Annotated in this window: 22 protein-coding genes and 1 tRNA gene; 15 read left to right on the plus strand and 8 right to left on the minus strand. The window is 34.3% G+C overall.

Annotation, left to right across the window (positions count from 1 at the left end; genetic code table 11):
* The first annotated feature begins 203 nt into the window (after positions 1-203).
* The 6 genes from QLQ95_RS08885 to QLQ95_RS08910 all read left to right on the plus strand — a co-directional run bounded on the left by QLQ95_RS08885 (position 204) and on the right by QLQ95_RS08910 (position 7,140).
* Entirely contained in the window at positions 204-1,895 is a 1,692-nt protein-coding gene (locus tag QLQ95_RS08885; protein WP_320494386.1) for a ribulokinase, read from the plus strand.
* Positions 1,879-2,580 carry an L-ribulose-5-phosphate 4-epimerase gene (locus tag QLQ95_RS08890; protein WP_320494387.1) on the plus strand — a complete coding sequence of 234 codons (702 nt, stop codon included), beginning with the start codon at positions 1,879-1,881 and terminating at the stop codon, positions 2,578-2,580. The genes QLQ95_RS08885 and QLQ95_RS08890 overlap by 17 nt, the downstream gene beginning before the upstream one ends.
* Before the next feature lie 136 nt (positions 2,581-2,716).
* On the plus strand, positions 2,717-4,225 hold the full coding sequence (gene araA / locus QLQ95_RS08895) for an L-arabinose isomerase (RefSeq protein ID WP_482503468.1): 1,509 nt from the start codon (positions 2,717-2,719) through the stop codon (positions 4,223-4,225).
* A gap of 140 nt (positions 4,226-4,365) precedes the next feature.
* Positions 4,366-5,550 carry an aldose epimerase family protein gene (locus QLQ95_RS08900; RefSeq protein ID WP_482503469.1) on the plus strand — a complete coding sequence of 395 codons (1,185 nt, stop codon included), beginning with the start codon at positions 4,366-4,368 and terminating at the stop codon, positions 5,548-5,550.
* A 170-nt stretch (positions 5,551-5,720) separates the two neighbouring features.
* The gene (locus tag QLQ95_RS08905; protein WP_428237505.1) at positions 5,721-6,599 is read left to right on the plus strand and encodes an alpha/beta fold hydrolase; all 879 of its coding nucleotides are present in this window, start codon (positions 5,721-5,723) and stop codon (positions 6,597-6,599) included.
* 70 nt (positions 6,600-6,669) lie between these two features.
* On the plus strand, positions 6,670-7,140 hold the full coding sequence (locus QLQ95_RS08910; protein ID WP_482503471.1) for an OsmC family protein: 471 nt from the start codon (positions 6,670-6,672) through the stop codon (positions 7,138-7,140).
* Between the two features lie 36 nt (positions 7,141-7,176).
* Here QLQ95_RS08910 and QLQ95_RS08915 read toward each other — a convergent pair.
* Positions 7,177-7,256 (minus strand) — tRNA-Leu (locus tag QLQ95_RS08915).
* Positions 7,257-7,542: 286 nt separating this feature from the next.
* Between QLQ95_RS08915 and QLQ95_RS08920 the strand changes: the two genes are divergently transcribed.
* The 4 genes from QLQ95_RS08920 (at position 7,543) to QLQ95_RS08935 (ending at position 11,224) form a co-directional block, all read left to right on the plus strand.
* Entirely contained in the window at positions 7,543-8,484 is a 942-nt protein-coding gene (locus QLQ95_RS08920) for a ribose-phosphate pyrophosphokinase (RefSeq protein ID WP_095930679.1), read from the plus strand.
* Positions 8,485-8,603: 119 nt separating this feature from the next.
* Positions 8,604-9,215, plus strand: a complete 612-nt coding sequence (locus QLQ95_RS08925) for a 50S ribosomal protein L25/general stress protein Ctc (RefSeq protein WP_026727205.1) — start codon at positions 8,604-8,606, stop codon at positions 9,213-9,215.
* Between the two features lie 579 nt (positions 9,216-9,794).
* The gene (pth, locus tag QLQ95_RS08930) at positions 9,795-10,472 is read left to right on the plus strand and encodes an aminoacyl-tRNA hydrolase (protein ID WP_482503474.1); all 678 of its coding nucleotides are present in this window, start codon (positions 9,795-9,797) and stop codon (positions 10,470-10,472) included.
* Positions 10,473-10,612: 140 nt separating this feature from the next.
* Entirely contained in the window at positions 10,613-11,224 is a 612-nt protein-coding gene (locus QLQ95_RS08935) for a superoxide dismutase (protein ID WP_095930681.1), read from the plus strand.
* An 859-nt stretch (positions 11,225-12,083) separates the two neighbouring features.
* Here the strand turns inward: QLQ95_RS08935 and QLQ95_RS08940 are convergent.
* From QLQ95_RS08940 to QLQ95_RS08960, 5 genes are all read right to left on the minus strand, one after another.
* Complete coding sequence (locus QLQ95_RS08940) at positions 12,084-13,982, minus strand: amidophosphoribosyltransferase (protein ID WP_248728938.1); 1,899 nt, start codon at positions 13,980-13,982, stop codon at positions 12,084-12,086.
* 83 nt (positions 13,983-14,065) lie between these two features.
* A complete protein-coding gene (locus tag QLQ95_RS08945; RefSeq protein WP_095930683.1) occupies positions 14,066-14,989 on the minus strand; it encodes a PfkB family carbohydrate kinase in 924 nt (307 codons plus the stop codon).
* Between the two features lie 293 nt (positions 14,990-15,282).
* Positions 15,283-16,191 (minus strand): alpha/beta hydrolase family protein, encoded by a 909-nt coding sequence (locus tag QLQ95_RS08950; RefSeq protein ID WP_482503476.1) that lies wholly within the window; start codon positions 16,189-16,191, stop codon positions 15,283-15,285.
* An 8-nt stretch (positions 16,192-16,199) separates the two neighbouring features.
* Positions 16,200-16,604 carry a hypothetical protein gene (locus QLQ95_RS08955; RefSeq protein ID WP_095930685.1) on the minus strand — a complete coding sequence of 135 codons (405 nt, stop codon included), beginning with the start codon at positions 16,602-16,604 and terminating at the stop codon, positions 16,200-16,202.
* The gene (locus QLQ95_RS08960) at positions 16,588-17,175 is read right to left on the minus strand and encodes an RNA polymerase sigma factor (RefSeq protein ID WP_095930686.1); all 588 of its coding nucleotides are present in this window, start codon (positions 17,173-17,175) and stop codon (positions 16,588-16,590) included. The genes QLQ95_RS08955 and QLQ95_RS08960 overlap by 17 nt, the downstream gene beginning before the upstream one ends.
* A gap of 317 nt (positions 17,176-17,492) precedes the next feature.
* Between QLQ95_RS08960 and QLQ95_RS08965 the strand changes: the two genes are divergently transcribed.
* On the plus strand, positions 17,493-17,840 hold the full coding sequence (locus tag QLQ95_RS08965) for a DUF6249 domain-containing protein (protein ID WP_095930687.1): 348 nt from the start codon (positions 17,493-17,495) through the stop codon (positions 17,838-17,840).
* 51 nt (positions 17,841-17,891) lie between these two features.
* On the opposite strand, the gene rnhA is transcribed toward QLQ95_RS08965, so the two are convergent.
* Positions 17,892-18,368 (minus strand): ribonuclease HI, encoded by a 477-nt coding sequence (gene rnhA, locus QLQ95_RS08970; protein ID WP_095930688.1) that lies wholly within the window; start codon positions 18,366-18,368, stop codon positions 17,892-17,894.
* Between the two features lie 70 nt (positions 18,369-18,438).
* Positions 18,439-19,002 carry a phosphoribosylglycinamide formyltransferase gene (gene purN, locus QLQ95_RS08975; protein WP_095930689.1) on the minus strand — a complete coding sequence of 188 codons (564 nt, stop codon included), beginning with the start codon at positions 19,000-19,002 and terminating at the stop codon, positions 18,439-18,441.
* A gap of 175 nt (positions 19,003-19,177) precedes the next feature.
* On the opposite strand from purN, the gene QLQ95_RS08980 reads away from it, so the two are divergent.
* The 4 genes from QLQ95_RS08980 to QLQ95_RS08995 all read left to right on the plus strand — a co-directional run bounded on the left by QLQ95_RS08980 (position 19,178) and on the right by QLQ95_RS08995 (position 22,270).
* Positions 19,178-19,414 (plus strand): acyl carrier protein, encoded by a 237-nt coding sequence (locus tag QLQ95_RS08980; protein ID WP_007137004.1) that lies wholly within the window; start codon positions 19,178-19,180, stop codon positions 19,412-19,414.
* 237 nt (positions 19,415-19,651) lie between these two features.
* The gene (gene fabF, locus QLQ95_RS08985; protein ID WP_111368511.1) at positions 19,652-20,905 is read left to right on the plus strand and encodes a beta-ketoacyl-ACP synthase II; all 1,254 of its coding nucleotides are present in this window, start codon (positions 19,652-19,654) and stop codon (positions 20,903-20,905) included.
* A gap of 10 nt (positions 20,906-20,915) precedes the next feature.
* Positions 20,916-21,656, plus strand: coding sequence for a ribonuclease III (rnc, locus tag QLQ95_RS08990; protein ID WP_095930691.1), 741 nt, complete (start codon positions 20,916-20,918; stop codon positions 21,654-21,656).
* A 125-nt stretch (positions 21,657-21,781) separates the two neighbouring features.
* Positions 21,782-22,270, plus strand: coding sequence for an IPExxxVDY family protein (locus tag QLQ95_RS08995; protein WP_095930692.1), 489 nt, complete (start codon positions 21,782-21,784; stop codon positions 22,268-22,270).
* Positions 22,271-22,272 lie beyond the last annotated feature (2 nt).

The following is a 22,272-nucleotide window of genomic DNA, read 5'->3' on the forward strand; positions in this document are numbered from 1 at the left end:
TTCTGTGGCTGTTTTGAAAATTAAGATGAAATAATCGCAACATTATAAATGTAACATTGACATTTATTTTTTGTTTTGATCATAAATCCTTGTTTTGATGCATTTTTTGTAAAAATTAAAGAACAGAATTTTGTTAAGTGTTTTTTATACACTTATAAATTATTTATAATTATATTTGTCAATATTTTAAAAATAAAATACGAATGAAAAATTATGTAATAGGATTGGACTACGGAACAGATTCTGTTCGCGCGGTGCTAATTGATACAGAAAATGGGCAGGAGCTAGCATCGAATGTTTCTCATTACAAAAGATGGAAAAACAAACAATATTGTGACGCTTCTATAAACCAATTTCGCCAGCATCCTTTGGATCATATTGAAGGATTGGAAACGACGATTCAAAACGTTGTAAAAGAAAGTAAAGTAGATCCTTCGTTAGTAAAAGGAATTTGTATTGATACAACTGGATCGTCTCCGGTGCCGGTTACAAAAGACGGAACGCCCTTGGCCTTGACAAAAGGTTTTGAAGAAAACCCAAATGCGATGATGGTTTTATGGAAAGACCATACTTCTATAAATGAAGCAAACGAAATCAACGAATTGGCAGTAAGCTGGGGTGGAGAAGATGTTACAAAATATGTGGGCGGAATTTATTCTTCTGAATGGTTTTGGGCAAAAATCCTTCATATTGCAAGACAAGACGAAGCGGTTAGAAATGCAGCGCACACCTGGATGGAGCATTGCGATTTAATGACGTATTTGTTAATTGAAGATAAAGATTTAAAAACCTTCAAAAGAAGCCGTTGCGCCGCAGGTCACAAAGCAATGTGGCACGCAGACTGGAACGGATTACCGCCAGTTGAATTCTTAGAAAAATTACATCCGTATTTAGCGCAGCTTCGCGGTAATTTATACGATGAAACTTATACCTCTGATTTAGTTGCCGGAAATTTAAGCAAAGAATGGGCAGATCGTTTAGGGCTTTCGACAGAAACTGTTGTGGCTGTTGGAACTTTTGATGCACATTCTGGAGCGGTTGGAGCTAAAATCGAAGAGAATACTTTAGTTCGTGTTATGGGAACTTCAACTTGTGATATCCTTGTTGGTTCTTATGATGAGGTGGGAACAAAAACGGTTCGCGGAATCTGCGGACAAGTTGACGGTTCTGTTATTCCGGGCTTTATTGGTTTAGAAGCAGGACAATCTGCTTTTGGAGATTTATTGGCTTGGTACAAAGAATTATTAATGTGGCCAACTGAACATTTATTAGGAACATCTTCTGTTTTAAATGAGGCTCAAAAAGAGCAGTTAAGAGAGGAATTCAGCGATAAATTAATTGTAGAATTAACGAAAGAAGCAGAGAAAATCCCCGTTTCAGAAAGTCTTCCAATTGCTTTAGATTGGATTAACGGACGCAGAACTCCAGATGCTAATCAGGAATTAAAAAGTGCGATTTCGAATCTTTCTTTAGGAACAAAAGCACCTCATATTTTTAAAGCTTTAGTAAACGCAATCTGTTTTGGAGCAAAGAAAATTGTAGATCGTTTTGAAGAAGAAGGTGTAAAAATCGACAGCGTAATTGGAATTGGCGGTGTTGCTAGAAAATCTCCTTTCATCATGCAGACTTTGGCTAATGTTTTAAATAAGCCAATTAAAATTGCAGCTTCAGATCAAACACCAGCTTTAGGAGCGGCAATTTATGCAGCCGTTGCAGCTGGAATTTATCCAAATGTAATCGAAGCAAGCCAGAAAATCGGAAGTGATTTTGATGGTGAATATTTCCCTCAGACAGACCAAGTTGAAGCGTATCATAAACTGCTTTTGGGATACGAAAAATTAAGTGCTTTTGCAGATCCAAACCTTAAAATATCGCAACATGAGCTCTCAATATAAAGATTTAAAACAAGAATGTTACGAAGCCAATATGCAGTTAAATGCATTGAATTTGGTGGTGTATACTTTTGGAAATGTAAGTGCCGTGGATAGAAAAAATGGTGTTTTTGCCATTAAGCCAAGCGGTGTTCCTTACGAAGATTTAAAACCTGAAGATATCGTAATTGTCGATTTTGATAATAATATTATTGAAGGTACAATGCGTCCGTCATCTGACACTAAAACGCATGCTTATTTATACAAACATTGGCCAAATATTGGCGGAGTGGCTCATACGCACGCTACTTATTCTGTGGCTTGGGCACAATCGCAACAAGATATTCCAATTTTCGGAACAACGCATGCCGATCATTTAACAGCAGATATTCCGTGCGCGCCGCCGATGGCAGATCATTTAATTGAAGGAAACTACGAACACAATACCGGAATTCAGATTCTAGATTGCTTCAAAGAAAAGAATCTTTCTTATGAAGAAGTAGAAATGATTCTGATTGGAAATCACGGTCCGTTTGCATGGGGAAAAAATGCAGCAAAAGCGGTTTATAATAGTAAAGTCTTAGAAGTTGTGGCAGAAATGGCTTACTTGACTTTACAAATAAATCCAAACGCACCAAGATTAAAAGATTCATTAATAAAGAAACATTACAACCGTAAACACGGAAAAGATTCGTATTACGGACAGTAGTGATTTTAGATTTTAGAGTGCAGATTTTAGATTAAAGAAAATAGAATAAAGAACAAAGAGTAAAGATTTTCGTTAATCGTGAATTTTAGATAAAGAAAAACGATTTGACGATTAAACAAATAAACGATTAAACAAAATGATAGATATATCTCAAAAAGAAGTATGGTTTGTAGTAGGAAGCCAGGAATTATACGGTGAAGAAACACTTAGAAAAGTAGCGGAACACTCTCAGATAATTGCAAAAGGATTAGACGCTTCGTCTTCAATTCCAGTAAAAGTGGTTTACAAAGATGTGGTGAAATCTCCATCGCAGATTTTAGATGTATGTTTGGCGGCGAATTCTACTAAAAACTGTATCGGAATTATCGCTTGGATGCATACTTTCTCTCCAGCAAAAATGTGGATTGGCGGTTTAAATATCCTTAAAAAACCATTATGCCATTTACACACACAATATAATGCTGAAATTCCGTGGGGAAGCATCGACATGGATTTCATGAACTTGAACCAATCGGCTCACGGAGATCGTGAATTCGGTTTTATCATGTCTAGATTACGTAAAAAACGTAAAGTTGTTGTTGGACATTGGGAAGATCAAAGAGTGCAGAAACAATTAGGAATCTGGTCAAGAGTTGTCTTAGGATGGGACGAACTTCAAAACTTAAAAGTTGCTCGTATTGGAGACAATATGCGTGAAGTTGCCGTAACAGAAGGTGATAAAGTGGAGGCTCAAATTCGTTTCGGAATGTCTGTAAACGGTTACGATTCTTCAGATGTTACCAAACATATCGAAAAAGTAACTGACAAAGAATTAAATGATTTATTAGCCGTTTACGAGCAATCATACAACTTAACAGATTCATTAAAAGAAGGCGGTGCACAAAGAAGTTCTTTGGTTGAAGCAGCAAAAATCGAATTAGGATTAAGAGCTTTCCTTGAAGAAGGAGGATTCGGTGCTTTTACAGATACATTCGAAAACCTTGGAGCTTGGAAACAACTTCCAGGAATTGCCACACAAAGATTAATGGCCGATGGTTATGGTTTTGGTGGAGAAGGAGACTGGAAAACAGCTGCAATGGTTAGAGCTTTAAAAGTAATGTGTATTGGTTTAGAAGGCGGAACTTCTTTCATGGAAGATTATACATACCATTTCACACCACAAAAATCATATGTTTTAGGATCTCATATGTTAGAGATTTGTCCATCTATTGCTGACGGAAAACCTTCATGTGAAGTTCATCCATTAGGAATTGGAGGAAAAGAAGATCCTGCTCGTTTGGTTTTTAATTCGCCTGCAGGAGATGCAATCAATGTTTCTTTGGTTGATATGGGAACTCGTTTCCGTTTAATCGTGAACGAAGTTGAAGCTATAAAACCAATGGCAGAATTACCAAAACTTCCAGTTGCTAGAGTTTTATGGGATTGTAAACCAAATTTAGAAGTTGCAGCAACAGCTTGGATTTTAGCTGGAGGAGCGCACCACACGGTTTACAGCCAGTCAATCACAACAGAATATATGGAAGATTTTGCAGACATCGCTGGAATCGAATTATTGGTAATCGATGAAAAAACGACTGTAAGAGAGTTTAAAGATAAAATCAATGCTAACGAAGCGTATTTCCATTTGTTTCAACACGGCCTGTAAGGCGGTAAAATGTAATTTGTAAGATGTAAAATGTGAAAAAACTTAAAAAGGTAATTTTTACATTTTTAAAATGATTAAATTTCACATCTAACAATTTACATCTAACATTTAACTTTTTTACAAACCCAAAATTATCATTTATGAATGTATTAAAACGCTCTCTTTTCATATTAAGCATGCTTGGTATTGCTATAGTTTCAGTTCAGTGTAAAGGCGATAAAAAAGCTGATACAGAAAAAACGGAAGCCGATGCAAAAGCTTTAGTTACAATTGACAAATCGGAATATGGAACTACTGCTAAAGGAGAAAAAGTAGAAAGCTATAAATTGAAAAACCAAAACGGGATGGAAGTGGACATCATCACTTTTGGTGGAAGAATTACGGATTTGAAAGTGCCTAATAAAGCTGGTGTTTCTGAAAATGTAGTAATAGGATTCAGTTCTTTGGCTCAATATGAAAAAGAAAATCCATTTTTTGGAGCTTTGATCGGAAGATACGGAAACCGAATTGCCAAAGGTAAATTTTCATTAGATGGAAAAGAATATCAATTGGCTTTAAACAACGCCCCAAATGCTTTGCACGGAGGTCCACAAGGGTTTTTTAATGTAGTTTGGAAAGCAGATGAGGTTAAATCTGGTGATACAGCTTCTTTAAAATTATCTTATGTAAGTAAAGATATGGAAGAAGGTTATCCAGGAAACTTAAAGGTTTTTGTGACTTATACCTTGACAAATGATAATCAGTTGGAAGTGCTTTACGAAGCAACAACAGACAAAAAAACAGTTGTTAATTTAACTCAACATTCATACTTCAATCTATCAGGAGATTTTACCAAAACAATCTTGGATCATGAATTGACTTTAAATGCTGATAAATTAGTTCCAGTTGATGCAGATTTGATTCCGACAGGAAAATTAGAAGATGTTGCTGGTACACCTTTCGATTTCAGAACTCCAAAATTAATTGGAAAAGATATCAATGCTAAAAATGAGCAGTTAGAAAAAGGAAAAGGTTACGACCACTGTTGGGTGTTGAATAACTCTGAAAAAGGAAAAACAATTATTGCAAAAGTATATCACGCAGCAAGCGGAAGGATTATGGAAATGACAACAGACGAACCTGGAATTCAGTTCTACTCTGGAAATTTCCTTGATGGAACTTTACCAATGTCAAATGGAGGAACTTTTGCACACAGAACAGGATTGTGTTTAGAAACAGAACATTATCCAGATTCTCCAAACCAGAAAAATTTCCCAACAACGGTTTTAAACCCGGGAGAAAATTATAAAACTAAAACTACTTTTAAATTCTCGGTAAAAAAATAGTTTTAGAATCTGTTAATTAGTTTAGTAATTCTCTAAAAACCTCGGAAGTTAAATGCTTTCGAGGTTTTTTTATTTGTAAATAATAAAACGCATTAAGATTTGTAATGACTTTGTTAATTTGTTAAATTATTTCTTACGTTTGTAATATAACTATAACAAAAACCTCCCTTATGAAAAAACCACTTCAAGCATTACTGCTATTATTAACTTCTTCATTATTTGGAATTGTACATGCTCAGGTTCAGATGAATTCTAAATTTGACACGCCTTATGGTAACAATACTGCTGTCGGAAAGTTTGTCGAACTCAATGGAGCTAAAATCTATTATGAAGAATATGGAAAGGGAGAACCGTTGTTATTGATTCACGGAAATAGTGGAAGTATTGAAACAATGGGAAATCAGATTGCTTATTTTAAAAGTAAATACAGAGTTATTGCTCTTGATAGTAGAGGACAAGGCAAATCAGAGTTGAAAACAGATTCTTTAACATTTGTCCAAATGACAAAAGATACTGAAGCATTAGTTAATCACTTAAAACTGGATTCAATAAGTATTATTGGATGGAGTGACGGAGGAATTGTTGGATTACAAATGGGGATTTCAGGGAAGTCAAAAATAAAGAAAATTATAGCGATGGGTGCCAATTTACGACCTGATTCTACAGCTATTTATTCGTGGGCGGCAAAATATGTTCAGAATTTTAGGAAATTGATTATTTCAAAAATTAAAGAAAAAGACACTAGTGAGAATTGGAATCTGCTGAAACAACTTACTGGACTTTTGGCATATCAACCTAATATTGCAGCAAAAGATTTATCAAAAATAAAAGCAAAAGTGCTTGTAATAGCTGGAGATAGAGACGTAATCAGAAATGAGCATACCGTTGAAATTTTCGAAAATATACCTAAGGCACAGCTATGTATTATGCCTGGAGAAACCCATTTTGCGCCGGCTTCAAGCCCGGAAGTATTTAATACAATAGCAAATAAGTTTTTATCAGAACCTTTTAAAAGACCAGATTCAGATTTTACTAAATGGGATAAATAAAATTGGATCAACAGAATTGTGTTATTTTAGCCATGAATTATTTAATTCGTGGCTAAAAAAAACAAAAAAAATGACTTTCAAACACATTTTCAAAGCAGAAGCAAACTGGACTTCCAAACAAAAATTAGCAGATTCTTCCAAAAGATTCTATACCAAAAGCCATCAAATTCAAGTTGAAGGAAAACCCATTTTAGATGTTTCGGCAGCAAAAGCTTTTAAAGGTGATCCAGAATTATACAATCCTGAAGATTTATTGTTAAGCAGTTTAGTTTCCTGCCACATGATGTCATATTTATATGTCTGCTCACAAAACGGAATAGAAGTTCTGGAGTATTCAGACAATGCAGAAGCGACCTTAGAAGTAAATCCAGAAGGAAGCGGACGTTTTGTTGAGGCAAGATTATATCCGAAAGTAAAAATCTCAAATTCAGATCAAATAGAATTGGCTTTAGAGTTGCATCATAAAGCAAATCAATTGTGTTTTATTGCTAATTCTTGCAATTTTCCTGTTTTGCATAATGGAAGTTGTGAAGTAGTATAAAAGAAAAAACCTCTTCCGTTAAGAAGAGGTTTTTCGTACCCGGAGCCGGAGTCGAACCGGCACGGTTTCCCACAGGTGTTTGAGACCAGCGCGTCTACCAATTCCGCCATCCGGGCTTAGCAGACGAAAAAATAACCAAAAGCGATTATTTTAACGCAATAGAATGAAGTCATAAATGGCGCCATTCCTTTAACACGGTGCAAATGTAAAAAATAATTTTAAACGAACTACTAAAAATACTTAAATTTTTGCTTTCAGTGTTCAATAAATTTTATAAATTTGCAGCTCGTTAAAACGAAGCACACACAACTAACTACATCCGAGACATTTATACGCATTCCACTTTATTGAAATATAAAGTTGAATTTTTTTAAAAGTAACGGGATAAAACAACAAATTACAATGTCGCACCTAGAACCAGAAGCTAAAATTTTTGCTTGTTCACAAAGTGTTTATCTTGCAGAAAAAATTGCAAAAGATTACGGAATTCCGTTAGGAAAAGTAACGATGTCAACGTATAGTGATGGAGAATTTCAGCCGTCTTACGAAGAATCAATAAGAGGTTTACGAGTATTCATCGTATGTTCAACTTTTCCAAGTGCAGATAATCTGATGGAATTGTTGTTAATGATTGATGCGGCAAAACGTGCATCAGCAAGACATATTACAGCTGTTATGCCTTATTTTGGTTGGGCAAGACAAGATAGAAAAGACAAACCAAGAGTTCCAATTGGAGCAAAGTTAGTGGCAAACCTATTGACTGCTGCAGGAGCAACAAGAATCATGACTATGGATTTGCACGCAGACCAGATTCAAGGATTCTTTGAAAAACCAGTAGATCATTTATTTGCATCTACCATCTTTTTACCATACGTAGAAAGTTTAAAATTAGATAATCTAACAATTGCATCTCCAGATATGGGAGGTTCAAAAAGAGCATATGCTTACTCTAAGTTTTTAGAATCAGATGTAGTAATCTGTTACAAACAAAGAAAAGCAGCCAACGTTATCGACACTATGGAGCTTATTGGTGAAGTAAAAGGACGTAACGTAATCTTAGTAGATGACATGATCGATACAGGAGGAACTTTAGCGAAAGCGGCAGACCTAATGATCGAAAAGGGAGCGCTAAGTGTAAGAGCAATTTGTACGCACGCTATTTTATCTGGCGGAGCATACGAAAAAATCGAAAACTCAAAATTAACAGAGTTAATCGTAACAGATTCTATTCCGTTAAAGAAAGAGTCAAAAAAGATAAAAGTGGTAAGCTGTGCGCCTCTATTTGCTGAGGTTATGCAGATGGTTCACCACAACAATTCCATCAGTGGAAAATTCATTATGTAAAAGCAGTAAGCTGTAGGCATTAGGCCGTAAGCTTATTTACTTTGCATAAAAAGCCTGAAGTCTAGTGCTTAAAGCTTACAAAATAGAATATTTATATTAATAACTATATTTTTTTTACAATGAAATCGATTACAATTAAAGGATCAGAAAGAGAAAGCGTGGGCAAAGTGTCAACTAAAGCCTTACGTAATGCTGGAGCGGTTCCTTGCGTGTTATACGGAGGAAATCAAGCAGTACACTTCTCAGCAGACGCTGCAGCGTTCAAAAACTTGGTTTACACTCCAAATGCACACACAGTTGTGATTGAGCTTGGAAAAGGAAAATCATTCAATGCAATTTTGCAAGATATCCAAGTTCACCCAGTAACTGACAAAATTTTACACATTGACTTCTTCCAATTATTTGATGATAAAGAAATCACAATGGAAGTTCCTGTGAAAATCGTTGGTACATCTAAAGGTGTTCTTGCGGGAGGTGTTTTACGTTTAAACCAACGTAAATTAAAAGTTAAAGCTTTACCAGCAAATCTTCCTGATTTCGTTGAAGCTGACATCACTCCACTTGAAATGGGTAACAAATTATATGTTACTAAAGTTGGAAAACCAGAGTACAAAATTATGCACCCAGACAACACAGTTGTTTGTCAAGTGAGAATCTCTCGTGCTGCTATGAAAGCTGCTCAAGAGGCTGCAAAAGCTGCAAAAGCTCCTGCAAAAGGAAAGAAAAAATAATTTTTTTTAAACTATACAAAAAGCCTCAATCTTACGATTGGGGCTTTTTTATTGAGGTTCTGAGATGCTGAGTTCCTAAGGTTCTAAGTTTTTTACTGCAAAAGTGCCTCGACTCCGCTCAGCCTGACAAATAGTATACGTATTAGGTTGAGCGGAGTCGAAGCTACTTTAAGAATTCTCTAATTGCCACATTCTCAAATTCTCTAATTATTTTTTAGAAGCAGCAACTTTCCGTTTTCATAAGATGTAACATTCCTGCCATCCGCTGTATCTTTTCCTGGCTAAAGAAGCCAGAAAAAGGATGCCGCTCCTGTCAGGGCTAGTAAGAAAATATCTTTTTCATAAGGTCCTAAGTTGCTAAGAGTCTGAGATACTAAGTTTTTTCATCGTTGTCAGACTGAGCGAAGTCGAAGTCTTTGTGTTCCTTGCAAATCTCAGTAAAAGCTATTTCTTAGCGTTCTTAACGCAAAACCCTTGCGATCTTTGCGGTTAAATCTCGGGCAACAGTCAATTCTCTAATTTTCACATTTTCAAATTATCCAATTGCCACATTCTCTAATTAATCTTACTTTTGCAATCATGATAAAATGGATAACAAAACTGTTTTCATCGCCATCAAAAGAAGGGAACACACAAGATAATAGCAAACCGGAGGTTCACGAACACCAAAAAAACAATATAGAAAGCGTGAGTAAAAAATATTTAATCGTCGGATTAGGAAATATCGGAGCCGAATACGTAAACACCAGACATAATATCGGATTTAAAGTCCTAGACTTTTTAGCAAAAAAAGAAGGGCTTTCGTTTGAAACCGTAAAAATAGGCGCTTTGGCTGAATACAAATTTAAAGGAAGAACCTTTTTTCTTTTAAAGCCAAACACTTACATGAACTTAAGCGGTAAAGCGGTAAAATATTGGATGGATAAAGAAAATATACCATTAGAGAATATTTTGGTTATTACAGACGATTTAAATCTGTCATTTGGCACTATTAGAATCAAACCAAAAGGAAGCGACGGTGGTCATAACGGTTTAAAAAACATTAATTTGGTTTTAAATACACAAAATTATACACGCTATAGATTTGGTATTAGTGATGAATTCAAAAAGGGACAGCAGGTAGATTATGTTTTAGGAGAATGGACACCTGAAGAAGAAGCAAAACTTCCAGAACGTTTAGAAACTTCAGCAGAAATTATTAGAACTTTTGGAACGGCTGGTTTAGAAAATACAATGACAACATTTAATGGAAAATAAAGATTTTCAGATGTTTATATTGTAAAAATGTAAATTATCAGAGAATTTAATTCAATTATAACGAAATAGTATTTTCAATTCCAAAGTTAAATGTCTAAATTTGGGATAAATTATTTATAAACCATAAAAATCATAATACCATGGCTTTTGAATTACCACAATTACCTTATGCATACGATGCATTAGAACCACATATTGATGCACGTACAATGGAAATCCATCATACAAAGCACCACAACGCCTACACTACAAATCTTAACGCAGCTATTGCTGGAACAGATTTAGAAGGAAAAACAATCGAAAACATCTTAATCAACTTAGATAAATCTAACGCTGCAGTTCGTAACAATGGTGGAGGTTTTTACAACCACAATTTATTCTGGACTGTAATGTCTCCAAATGGAGGAGGATTGCCTACAGGTGATTTATTGGCTGCAATCGAAGCTTCTTTCGGATCATTCGAAGAATTTAAGGCAAAATTTGCTAAAGCTGGAGCTACACAATTCGGTTCTGGATGGGCTTGGTTAACAGTTCAAAAAGGAGGAAAATTAGAAGTTGTAGGTACTCCAAATCAAGATAATCCATTAATGCCAGAAGTTGCTGGTAACGGTGGAACTCCAATCTTAGGAATGGACGTTTGGGAGCACGCTTACTACTTAAACTACCAAAACAGAAGACCAGATTATATTGAAGCTTTTTTCAGTGTAATTAACTGGACAGAAGTTGCTAGAAGATTTGCTTTAGACAAATAAGAAAATAGAATAAAGAATAAAGATAAAAGACGAGCCCAAAGGTGCTCGTCTTTTTTTATATATACATTTTCGTTCTATTCTCTTTCTTCTATTTTCTTTCTTCTATTTTCTTTTCTATCTTCTCAAAAAAAAGAAAAATAAAAAAGGCAGATATTACTCTGCCTTTTTTGCCCCAAATCTACCATAAACTTAACCTACTAATGTTATGGTCCTGTAAAGGTATGGCAGATGTTTTTTTAAAAGAAACTTATCAGATAAAAAGCAAGTATATCCGATTAAAGGCGTATAATGCTTGTTTTTGTGAATCGCGGATGTATTTCAATAAAAAAGGCGGAATTTCTTCCACCTTTTTTGCCCCAAATCTACCATAAACTAACCTACTAATGTTATGGTTCAGTAAATGTATGGTGGACATTTTTATAAAGAAAATTTTTTAGATGAAACGCAATTATATCCGATAAAAATCATTTAAGCAATTGTTTTTCAGTGCATTACGGATTAAAATAAAAAAGGCAGATATTACTCTGCCTTTTTTGCCCCAAATTTACCATAAACTAACCTACTAATGTTATGGTGTAGTAAATGTATGGTGGATATTTTTGTGATGAAAAAAATTTAGATGAAAGGTAAGTAAATCCGATTAAGAGATATAATCGGCTGTTTATAAATTGTTTGAGTTAATTCCAATAAAAAAGGTGGAATTTCTTCCACCCTTTTTGCCCCAAATCTACCATAAACTTAACCTACTAATGTTATGGTATCTCAAAAGTATCATAGCTTTTCAATTTCACCAAAGAAATAGGATGAACGGCAAAAAAAACCGATGAAATGCACAATTTAACCTTTTGTTAGTATTTTATTAATAAGCTCGAGCATCTTTTCCTTCGTAAAAATTCATGAAGGCGCGATTTACAACTCGATTTCCACCAGGAGTTGGGTAGTCTCCTGTAAAGTACCAGTCTCCTAAATTTTTAGGACATGCTTTGTGTAAATCGTCTACGGTTTGGAAGATGATTTTAACTTCAGCATTTATTTCTGGTGAGCTTAACATTTCTGCTATTTTATCTGAAATCTCCTCGTCTGTAAACTGGTCGTAAATTGCTGTTACGTAGTTTACAACATCTTTATCAAGGAAATTTTCTTGAGCTTTACATTTTGCATATACTTCATCTACAATATGGTAAAGATTTCTTTCTTTTAATAAAGCAAGAGCAGCTCTAAAAGCAACTAGGCCTTCTAGTTTTGCCATATCAATTCCGTAACAATCTGGATAACGAATTTGTGGTGCAGATGAAACGATTACGATACGTTTTGGTTTCAAGCGATCCATCATTTTAATGATACTCATTTTCAATGTAGTACCCCGAACAATACTGTCGTCGATAATTACCAAATTATCTTCTGGTTTAATTACACCATAAGTAACATCATAAACGTGAGCCACTAAATCGTCACGGCTGCTGTCTTCGGTAATAAAAGTTCTAAGTTTAGCATCTTTAATTGCTACTTTTTCAGTGCGAATTTTTACAGCTAAAAGTTCCTGAAGGGTTTCTGTCGTTAATGTATTTCTATTTTCAAGAATATAATTGTTTTTTCTCTGGTTTAAGAAATCCTGAGCAGCTTCAACTAAACCATAAAAAGAAGTTTCGGCTGTATTTGGAATATAAGAGAAAACAGTGTTATCTGTATCGCTATCAATAGCTTTAAGAACAGCTGGTAAAATTAATTTTCCTAAATCTTTACGTTCTTGGTAAATTTCGGCGTCGCTTCCTCTTGAGAAATAAATTCTTTCGAACGAACAAGCTTTTTTGATTGTTGGTTCCAAGATTTGATTCATAGAAACATTTCCGTTTTTCTTAATGATTAAAGCGTGGCCCGGATCGATTTCTTGAACACTTTCAAAAGGAACGTTGAATACAGTTTGAATAACAGGTCTTTCAGAAGCTACGACCACAACTTCATCATCTTGATAAAAGTAAGCTGGACGAATTCCTGCTGGATCTCTAAAAACAAAAGCATCACCATGACCTAATAAACCAGCCATTGCATAACCTCCATCTAAGTTTTTGGCCGAACGGCCTAATATTTTAGCGATATCCAAACGTTCTGCAATTACTGGAGAAGCTTCTCTTTTAGAATATCCTTCAGCTTTACAGTCTTGGTACAATTGCATTACTTCCTTGTCTAAGAAGTGACCAATTTTTTCCATTACCGTAACAGTATCAGCCATTTCTTTTGGATGCTGTCCTAATTCAACCAGATTTTCGAAAAGCTCCTTAACATTGGTCATGTTGAAGTTTCCTGCCAAAATCAAGTTACGGTGCATCCAGTTACTTTGACGTAAGAATGGGTGAACGCTTTCGATGCTGTTTTTTCCAAAAGTTCCGTAACGAACGTGGCCTAAAAACAATTCTCCAACGTACGGAATATTTGCTTTTAGTTCTTTCATGTCGTCTCCCAGTTCTGGATGCGCTTTTAGTTCTTCACTAACGCGCTCATTGATTTGTTTGAAAACATCTTGGATAGGTTGCGAATGATTTGATCGAACTCTGCTAATATAGCGCTGTCCAGGTTCAACATCAAATTTAATGCTAGCAAAACCAGCTCCGTCTTGTCCGCGGTTGTGCTGTTTTTCCATCATTAAATACATCTTCTGGATTCCGTAGAAAGCAGTTCCGTATTTTTCTTTATAATATTCAAGCGGTTTTAGTAGTCTAACTAAGGCTATACCACATTCGTGTTTTAAAGCGTCGCTCATTGTTTTTTGTTATTTGTGTGTTGTTGTAAGTTGTGTGTATTAACGTAATAAAAAAAGCCCCGTTTTATCGAGGCTCTTAGGCATTATATTTCTATGTCAAACTGAGTTAACGACTTAAATTGTTGTAATCGAATCGCTACTTCGGCTTTGCTTAATGTTTCCATCCTTTCAGTTCCAAATTTTTCAACGCAGAACGAAGCTAAATTTGAACCATAAATAATTGCATTCTTCATGTTGTTAAACGAGATGTTTTCGCTTTGCGCAATAAATCCAGAGAAACCACCTGCGAAAGTATCTCCAGCTCCAGTTGGATCAAAAACATCTTCTAATGGTAAAGCTGGTGCAAAGAATACTTCTCTGTTGTGGAATAAAAGTGCTCCGTGCTCTCCTTTTTTGATCACCACATATTTTGGCCCCATGTCTTGGATTTTAGAAGCTGCTTTTACTAATGAATATTCGCCAGAAAGCTGTCTAGCTTCTTCATCATTGATTGTAATAACATCTACACGTTTAATAACGTCTAATAATTCAGGAAGAGCGCAATCCATCCAAAAGTTCATTGTATCTAAAACAACTAATTTTGGTTTTTTCTCCATTTGATCTAAAACACTGCTTTGAACTAATGGATGTAAGTTTCCTAACATGACAACATCAGCATCTTTGTAGTTTTGAGGAACCTTCGGCTGAAAATCAGCTAAAACGTTCAACTCTGTTACAAGAGTGTCTCTAGAATTTAAATCGTTGTGGTATAAACCGCTCCAGAAAAAAGTCTTTCCTCCTTTTACAATTTCGATACCAGAGATATCAATATTTTTTGAAGTTAAAAGATCTAAATGTTCTTGAGGGAAATCGTCGCCAACTACAGAAACAATGGCCGATTGCAAGTTAAAAAATGAAGCTGATAAACCAATATACGTTGCAGCACCACCTAATATTTTATCTGTTTTTCCGAAAGGAGTTTCAATCGCGTCGAAAGCAACTGTTCCAACAATCAATAGTTTATTCATTTTATGAATTTCGAATTAGGGTGCAAAGATACTTCATAAGTTACAATCTTGCAATGGTTTAGGTTCTCAAAATTTTCTTAAAAAAATGACAACGATTTCGGAGTAAAACTATTGTAAATGAATTGGTTAAAATTGATTTTTTAACGAGATTAAAATATGTTTTTTAGATTTAAATTGCAAGTTTTTTGAAAATAATTGCGAATAATTTACAAGTGATTCTTCTATCTTAATTTTCTAAATGAAGAAGATTTTCTTTTTCGATTGAAACACGAAAAATTCTTGCGCATGATTTCTTAATTTGTTTTTCTATTCTTAACCCAATTGATTGCATCTTTCATAGGCTCTTCAGAGTCTGAAAATGCGGTGTTGTGACCTAAGTTTGGAAACAATTTATATTCATAAGGTTTTCCTTTAGATTTTAATGCATCAAGATATTCGATGGATAGATTCGCAGGAACTTGAATATCCTTGCCTCCAAAAATCCAAAATCCTGGAATTGATACTTTAGCAAGAATACCTTTGGGATCTGTGTCGACAAATTCGTATTTATCAGGGTCATTAAATACATGTTTTCTCGCTTCTTCTTCTGAATGTGTATCCCAAAATAAATTATTGCCATTGGTATAAAATTGGAATCTCAATTGTTCTTTAACTGTTATAAGAGCTCCGCTAAAGATGGTCATAAATTTAACTTTCTTATTTTTCTCTGCAGCCAATGGAATTATCCATCCCGCTTGACTGCCTCCAATTAAACCGATTGGTATTTTATTATTGGATAGAGATTTAGATAAATTATTTACAGCAGCACTCGCGTCTAAAGACAAAAGGTTTAGATTGGAGAAATCGACATTGTTAGTTCCTACTTCAGGTCCGGCATATACACCGCCTGATTCTCCGACTCCACGTTTATCATACGTTAAAACGGCAATTCCATTGTTGGCTAGAATTGTAGCAAAGTCTATCATTCTTTTTTCTTGCCCAGATCCATGAACAATAACAACGGCAGCCTCAATGTTGTTAGGTATAAAAACAGTTCCAGCGAGTGAAATTCCTTCACTAACAAATTTTATTTCCTTAGTAGTAAAGCTTGTTGAAATTGCTGATGCATAATTAGTGATAGAAAACAACAATATTAAAAGAGAATAGGTATATGTTTTTTTTGCTCTTAAAGAGTGTTTAAATATTGCCGTTTTATTTTTCATCTTTAAATCTATAGTTGATACTTCTTATCAAAATAATTTTTCAAAATCCCAACCTGAATCAAAATCATAATGGGAACAATTAAAATGGCATACAAAATGTTTTTAGAGAAATGAATTCCTGAAAAGGCTGTTGACATTCTATCAGAATATAATTTCCCAACTTCGTCAATTTTGAAATCAGTTTCTGAAACTGAGAATAGAGATACATAAATTACTAATGCCGCTACCGCCAAGCCGATCGAAATCCAGATTGGTTTAGAAATTAAAGGTTTGTATGTTTTCAATTTTTTCTCCTCTAAAATTTGAACATTTGCCATAATTTTTGAAGTGAAATCTATTGATGGTGACTGCAGTTTTTCCTCAGCCATCATTTTCTCAATAAGTTGTTCTATATTTTTATCGCTCTCTTTCATAACATTCTATTATTTCTGGTTCTAACTGCTGTCTCAAAATTACAGCTAATTTCTGTCGGCTCCTAAATAATTTTACTTTCGCATTATTGGCCGAAATGTTCATTATTTTTCCGATTTCCTCTAAATTCTGATCATCAAAATAAAATAAGGTTAAAAGGAAGTTTTCGTCACTGGGTAATAAATTTAAACATTTTTGAATGGTTTGCTTTCGTTCTTTTTCTTCCAAGGCGCTCAAAGCATTGTCCATTGTTTTGATTAAATGAGACGAAAAATCATCAATAGAAATATTTAAATCTTCTTTTTTATTTTTCTTTAAACGATCTAGACAAGTATTGTAAGCAATTTTATAAATCCAGGTCGAAAATTTAGATTCTCCTTTAAATTTAGTCAGCGAATTATAAATCTTTATAAAAGTGTCTTGTGCAACTTCTTCTGCTTCTTCCCGGTTTTTAACCATTTTAAGAGCCAAAGTAAAGATCATATCTTTATAACGATCCACAAGAACGGCAAACGCATTGGTCTCGCCTTGCAGAATTTTATCGATATAATGTTGATCAGGTATTGTGCTCATATTATATAGGACGACAAGTTGTTTGTTTAGGTTACAAGAAAATTGAAAATAAATTCCAATTTTCAGGAAAACTGCAAATATCAAATTCCAATTGCCACTCTTTAATATATAATTAAAGTACAGGAGTTGAACTTTGTCAAAGTTTTAAACTTTGACAAAGTTGTAGCGACGAATAAATTCAAGTCAAAATTAGTTGATTATCAGTTAGTTTTAGAGCTTGGAATTTAAAAATTGAAATTTTTCACCAAAAGTTGTAACCTGATTTTAAAAACCCTCGTCATATGGGATATATCAATCAATTAAAAACGTAAAATATCATGGACGACAAAATTTTAATTCCAATTAGCTTTTTCTTAATGATCTTCGGAATTGTTTATCTTATTTATTCAACAAGAAACAGAGAGCGTCTAGCTCTTATAGAAAAAGGAGTAGATGCCAGTATTTTTATTCAGGGAAAAGGAAATGGAGTTCCAGCTTGGAAAATCTTTGTAGTAAATCTAGCATTCTTATTAATAGGTAGCGGTGTTGGAATTTTTCTTGCGCTGTTAATTACAACTTATACCTCTTTAAACGATGGAGCGGTTTATCCTTCAATCATTTTTATCATGGCGGGAATCGGACTTTTGACTGGATTTAAAACAGCAAAAGATTTGGATAAAGAGTAAATAAAAATAAAGTTAGTACAAAAAACGCATCAAGTAATTGATGCGTTTTTTTTATTCTTTTGATCCGATGGTTTCGTAATAAACATCAACGGAAAGTTTTGGTTGCATAGATGCCATAACAGCCAATTGATCGCAACGCTCATTTTGCGGATGATTGTTGTGGCCTTTAATCCATTTAAAGTCGACTTGATGTTTGCGGTACACAATTAGAAAACGTTTCCATAGATCTGGATTTTTTTTATCCTTGTATCCTTTTTTCTCCCAGCCAAAAACCCATTTTTTTTCGACAGAATCTACAACGTATTTAGAATCGGAAACTACAAGGACTTTCATATTTGGTTTTTTGAGTTTCTCTAAGCCTACAATTACGGCTAGAAGTTCCATTCTATTATTGGTAGTAAGACGAAAACCTTCGTAAAATTCTTTTTTATGAGGAGTGCCAACCAATTCCATTACCACGCCGTAACCTCCATTACCAGGATTTCCTTTTGCTGCGCCATCTGTATATATATGTACTTCGTGATTCATTTAATTTTAGATTTCAGTCCCGATAGCTATCGGGATGATTTTTGTAATTGTAATTGATTTTTGAATTGATTTATTTTTCCAATATTCTATGAATAATCTCTGGAAAATGTTTTTGTTCCAGTTCATGAATCTTTTCTGCAACTGTTTCAGGTGTGTCTTCATCAGTTAAGGCAACATTAGCTTGAAAGATAATAGCGCCTTCGTCATAGTTTTCATTAACGTAATGAATCGAGATTCCTGTTTCTTTCTCCTTATTATTTACAATTGCTCTATGAATGTGCATTCCGTACATTCCTTTACCTCCGTAATTAGGTAAAAGTGCAGGATGTATATTAATTATTTTGTTTGGATATTGTTCGATTATGTTTTCTGGGAACTTTAGTAAGAAGCCAGCCAAGATTATTAAATCTGGGTCGATTTCTTGTACTTTTTGTAGTACGTTTCTTTCTAAAAGTTCGTTTTTTGAGAAGATTTCGACTGGAATTTGATGATTTTTTGCTCTTTCAATCACTTTTGCCGAAGCATTATTTGTAAATACCGAAACGACCCTTGCAATTTCGGTGTTCGAAAAATATTTTATAATGTTCTCTGCATTAGTTCCTGATCCTGAGGCGAAAACGATAATTTTTTTCATAGAGTTGTGTATTTTGAGACTGCAAAAAACGGAATAAAAAACGAAAATAAATAGCTTTAAAAGACCTTTCTTGAAATTAATTTTATAAATTAGTGTCACATTTATAAACTAAATAGTTGTTTTAAAATAAAGTTTTTTATTTTTGCCAACAAATTAAATTCTAAAATTAAAGATTATGTCAGACATTGCATCAAGAGTAAAAGCGATTATCGTAGACAAATTAGGTGTTGACGAAAACGAAGTTGTAACAGAAGCAAGCTTCACTAATGATTTAGGAGCTGACTCATTAGACACTGTTGAGCTTATTATGGAATTCGAAAAAGAATTTGATATTCAAATTCCAGACGATCAAGCAGAAAACATTGCTACTGTTGGTCAAGCTATTTCTTATATCGAAGAAGCAAAAAAATAATAATACCACACCCGATTTCTAAAAATCCCAATTTTTGAAATTCCAAATTCCAATTGGAATTTGATTTTTGAAATTTGAAATTTTTAAGAGTCGGGTGTTATTATTTTTTAAATTTTTAAATTTCGATTGATTTTCAATCAAACAAGATATATTTATATAAATACCCATGGCTCTTAAGTAGCAATACGATTAAGAAAGCAATGGGTTTTATTTGTTTAAGACACAAAATACATATTTATGGCATTAAGGCGAGTTGTTGTAACAGGATTAGGTGCACTTACTCCTATTGGGAATAATATCCAGGAATATTGGAATGCACTTGTGAATGGAGTTAGCGGAGCCGCTCCGATCACATATTATGATACCGAGAAACACAAAACGAAATTTGCCTGCGAAGTAAAAAACTTCAATATTGAAGATTACATGGATCGCAAGGAATCTCGTAGATTAGATAAGTTTGCACAATATGCAATTGCTGCCAGTGATGAAGCTATTAAAGATGCTGGAATCACAAATGATAACGTAAACAAACAAAGAGTTGGTGTTATCTGGGGAGCAGGAATTGGAGGTTTAGAAACTTTTCAGGATGAAGTATTGTACTATGCAAAAGGCGATGGAACTCCAAAGTTCAATCCTTTCTTTATACCTAAAATGATTGCCGATATTGCTCCTGCGCATATTTCTATGCGTAACGGGTATATGGGACCAAATTATACAACGGTTTCTGCTTGTGCATCTTCTGCAAATGCATTAATCGATGCTTTCAACTACATTCGTTTAGGAATGTGCGACGTTATTGTTTCTGGTGGTTCTGAAGCTGCAGTTACAATTGCTGGTATGGGAGGATTTAGCTCAATGCACGCTTTATCTACAAGAAACGAAAGCCCAGAAACGGCTTCAAGACCTTTTGACGCAACTAGAGATGGTTTCGTTTTAGGAGAAGGAGCAGGAGCTTTAGTTCTTGAAGATTATGAGCATGCTAAAGCAAGAGGTGCAAAAATCTACTGCGAAATTGGCGGTGGAGGTATGTCATCTGATGCTTACCACTTAACTGCACCACATCCAGAAGGAATTGGAGTTATTGCAGTAATGGAAAACACATTGAGAGATGCTGGTATGACACCTGATCAAGTTGATCATATCAATACTCACGGAACTTCTACTCCATTAGGAGACGTTGCAGAGTTAAAAGCAATTAGTAAAGTTTTTGGTGATCATGCTAAAAACATCAACATCAACTCTACAAAATCTATGACAGGACACTTACTTGGTGCTGCCGGAGCTATTGAAGCAATTGCTTCTATCTTGGCAATGCAACACGGTATTGTTCCTCCAACGATTAACCATACAGTTGTTGACGAAAACATTGACCCATCTTTAAACCTTACTCTAAACAAACCTCAAAAAAGAGAAGTAAATGTTGCTATGAGTAATACATTTGGTTTTGGTGGACACAATGCTTGTGTATTGTTTAAAAAACTAGCTGATTAATTTTCTGTATATGAATATTATCAAAAAAATATTTTCTAAATCCCGTTCTCTAGAAGACGGGATTTTTTTTGACACTATTCAGAAAATTCTTGGTTTTCCGCCTACAAATGTTGATTTTTATCGAAGAGCTTTCACGCATCGCTCTTCTAATAAATTAGATCAAAATGGGCATCCTATAAATTATGAACGCTTAGAATTTTTAGGAGATGCGATGTTAAGTGCCGTTATTGCTGCACATTTATTTAATAAAGCTCCAAATGGCGATGAAGGTTATTTAACCAAAATGCGTTCGAAAATCGTGAGCCGAGAACATTTGAACGAATTAGGAAAAGATTTAAATTTAGTACAGTTTGTAGAAAGTAAAGTGCCTATTCAGCACTTTGGAGAAAACATTCATGGTAATATTTTTGAGTCTTTAATTGGAGCAATTTACTTAGATAAAGGCTATTCTTTTTGCGAGAAATTCATCCAGAAAAGAGTAGTCACTCCTTATGTCGATATTGCTCGACTAGAAGGAAAAGTTATAAGTTATAAAAGCCTTGTTATCGAATGGTGTCAGAAGGAAAAAAGAGTTTTTCATTATGACATTTTTGAAGACAATGGTATAGACGGCCAGCGTTTATTTGGTGTCAAATTGAGTATTGATGATAAAGTTGTCGCAAGAGCGCGCGCAACATCAAAAAAGAAAGCAGAAGAAAAAGCATCGCAAAGAGCTTATTTTGCATTTCAAGAGAAAATTGACAAGAAATAGCTGCAAAAATGTTGTAACTATCACAAGGCTACAACGTTTTCGTTTATAATTTAACAAAACAAGCATGTCATAACTGTTGATGCTCCGTTTAGAAATAGTATATTTACAACTTGATTTTTCAAGACATGGCTATTCATAAATTGGATTTAGACGAATTTGACGAAATTGATTATTATTTAATGGCAATTCATACTTCATTAGAAGATTATAGATTAGCCTATTTTATCAATAAAATCCTTCCGATCAACTTAAGTAAGAGCAAAAACGAGATCCATGCTCAAACTAAGGAAGGTGAAGCAAATTTTTCCAGATTCTATTATTATGATGAAGAAAAAGCTGTTTCCTGGAATTTAATTCAGAATAAAAATGAAATCATTTCTGTGAGTACAAATGATTTTCAGAATTTGTTTTCTAATGAAACAAGTGAGGTTTCTACAACAATTCATTTACTTCCTGAATTTAAAAAAGTCGATTTTTTCCTGAAAATTGATAATAGCGAAGAGGCGCTTAATTTTTCAGAAATTCAACAAAAATTAAACACAATAGAAAGTATTGCGGCTATTTATGCCGTTGATACAGACAAAATAAAATCAAAAAACAATCTAATTTTTTAAAA

This window comes from Flavobacterium sp. B330r (assembly GCF_056824325.1).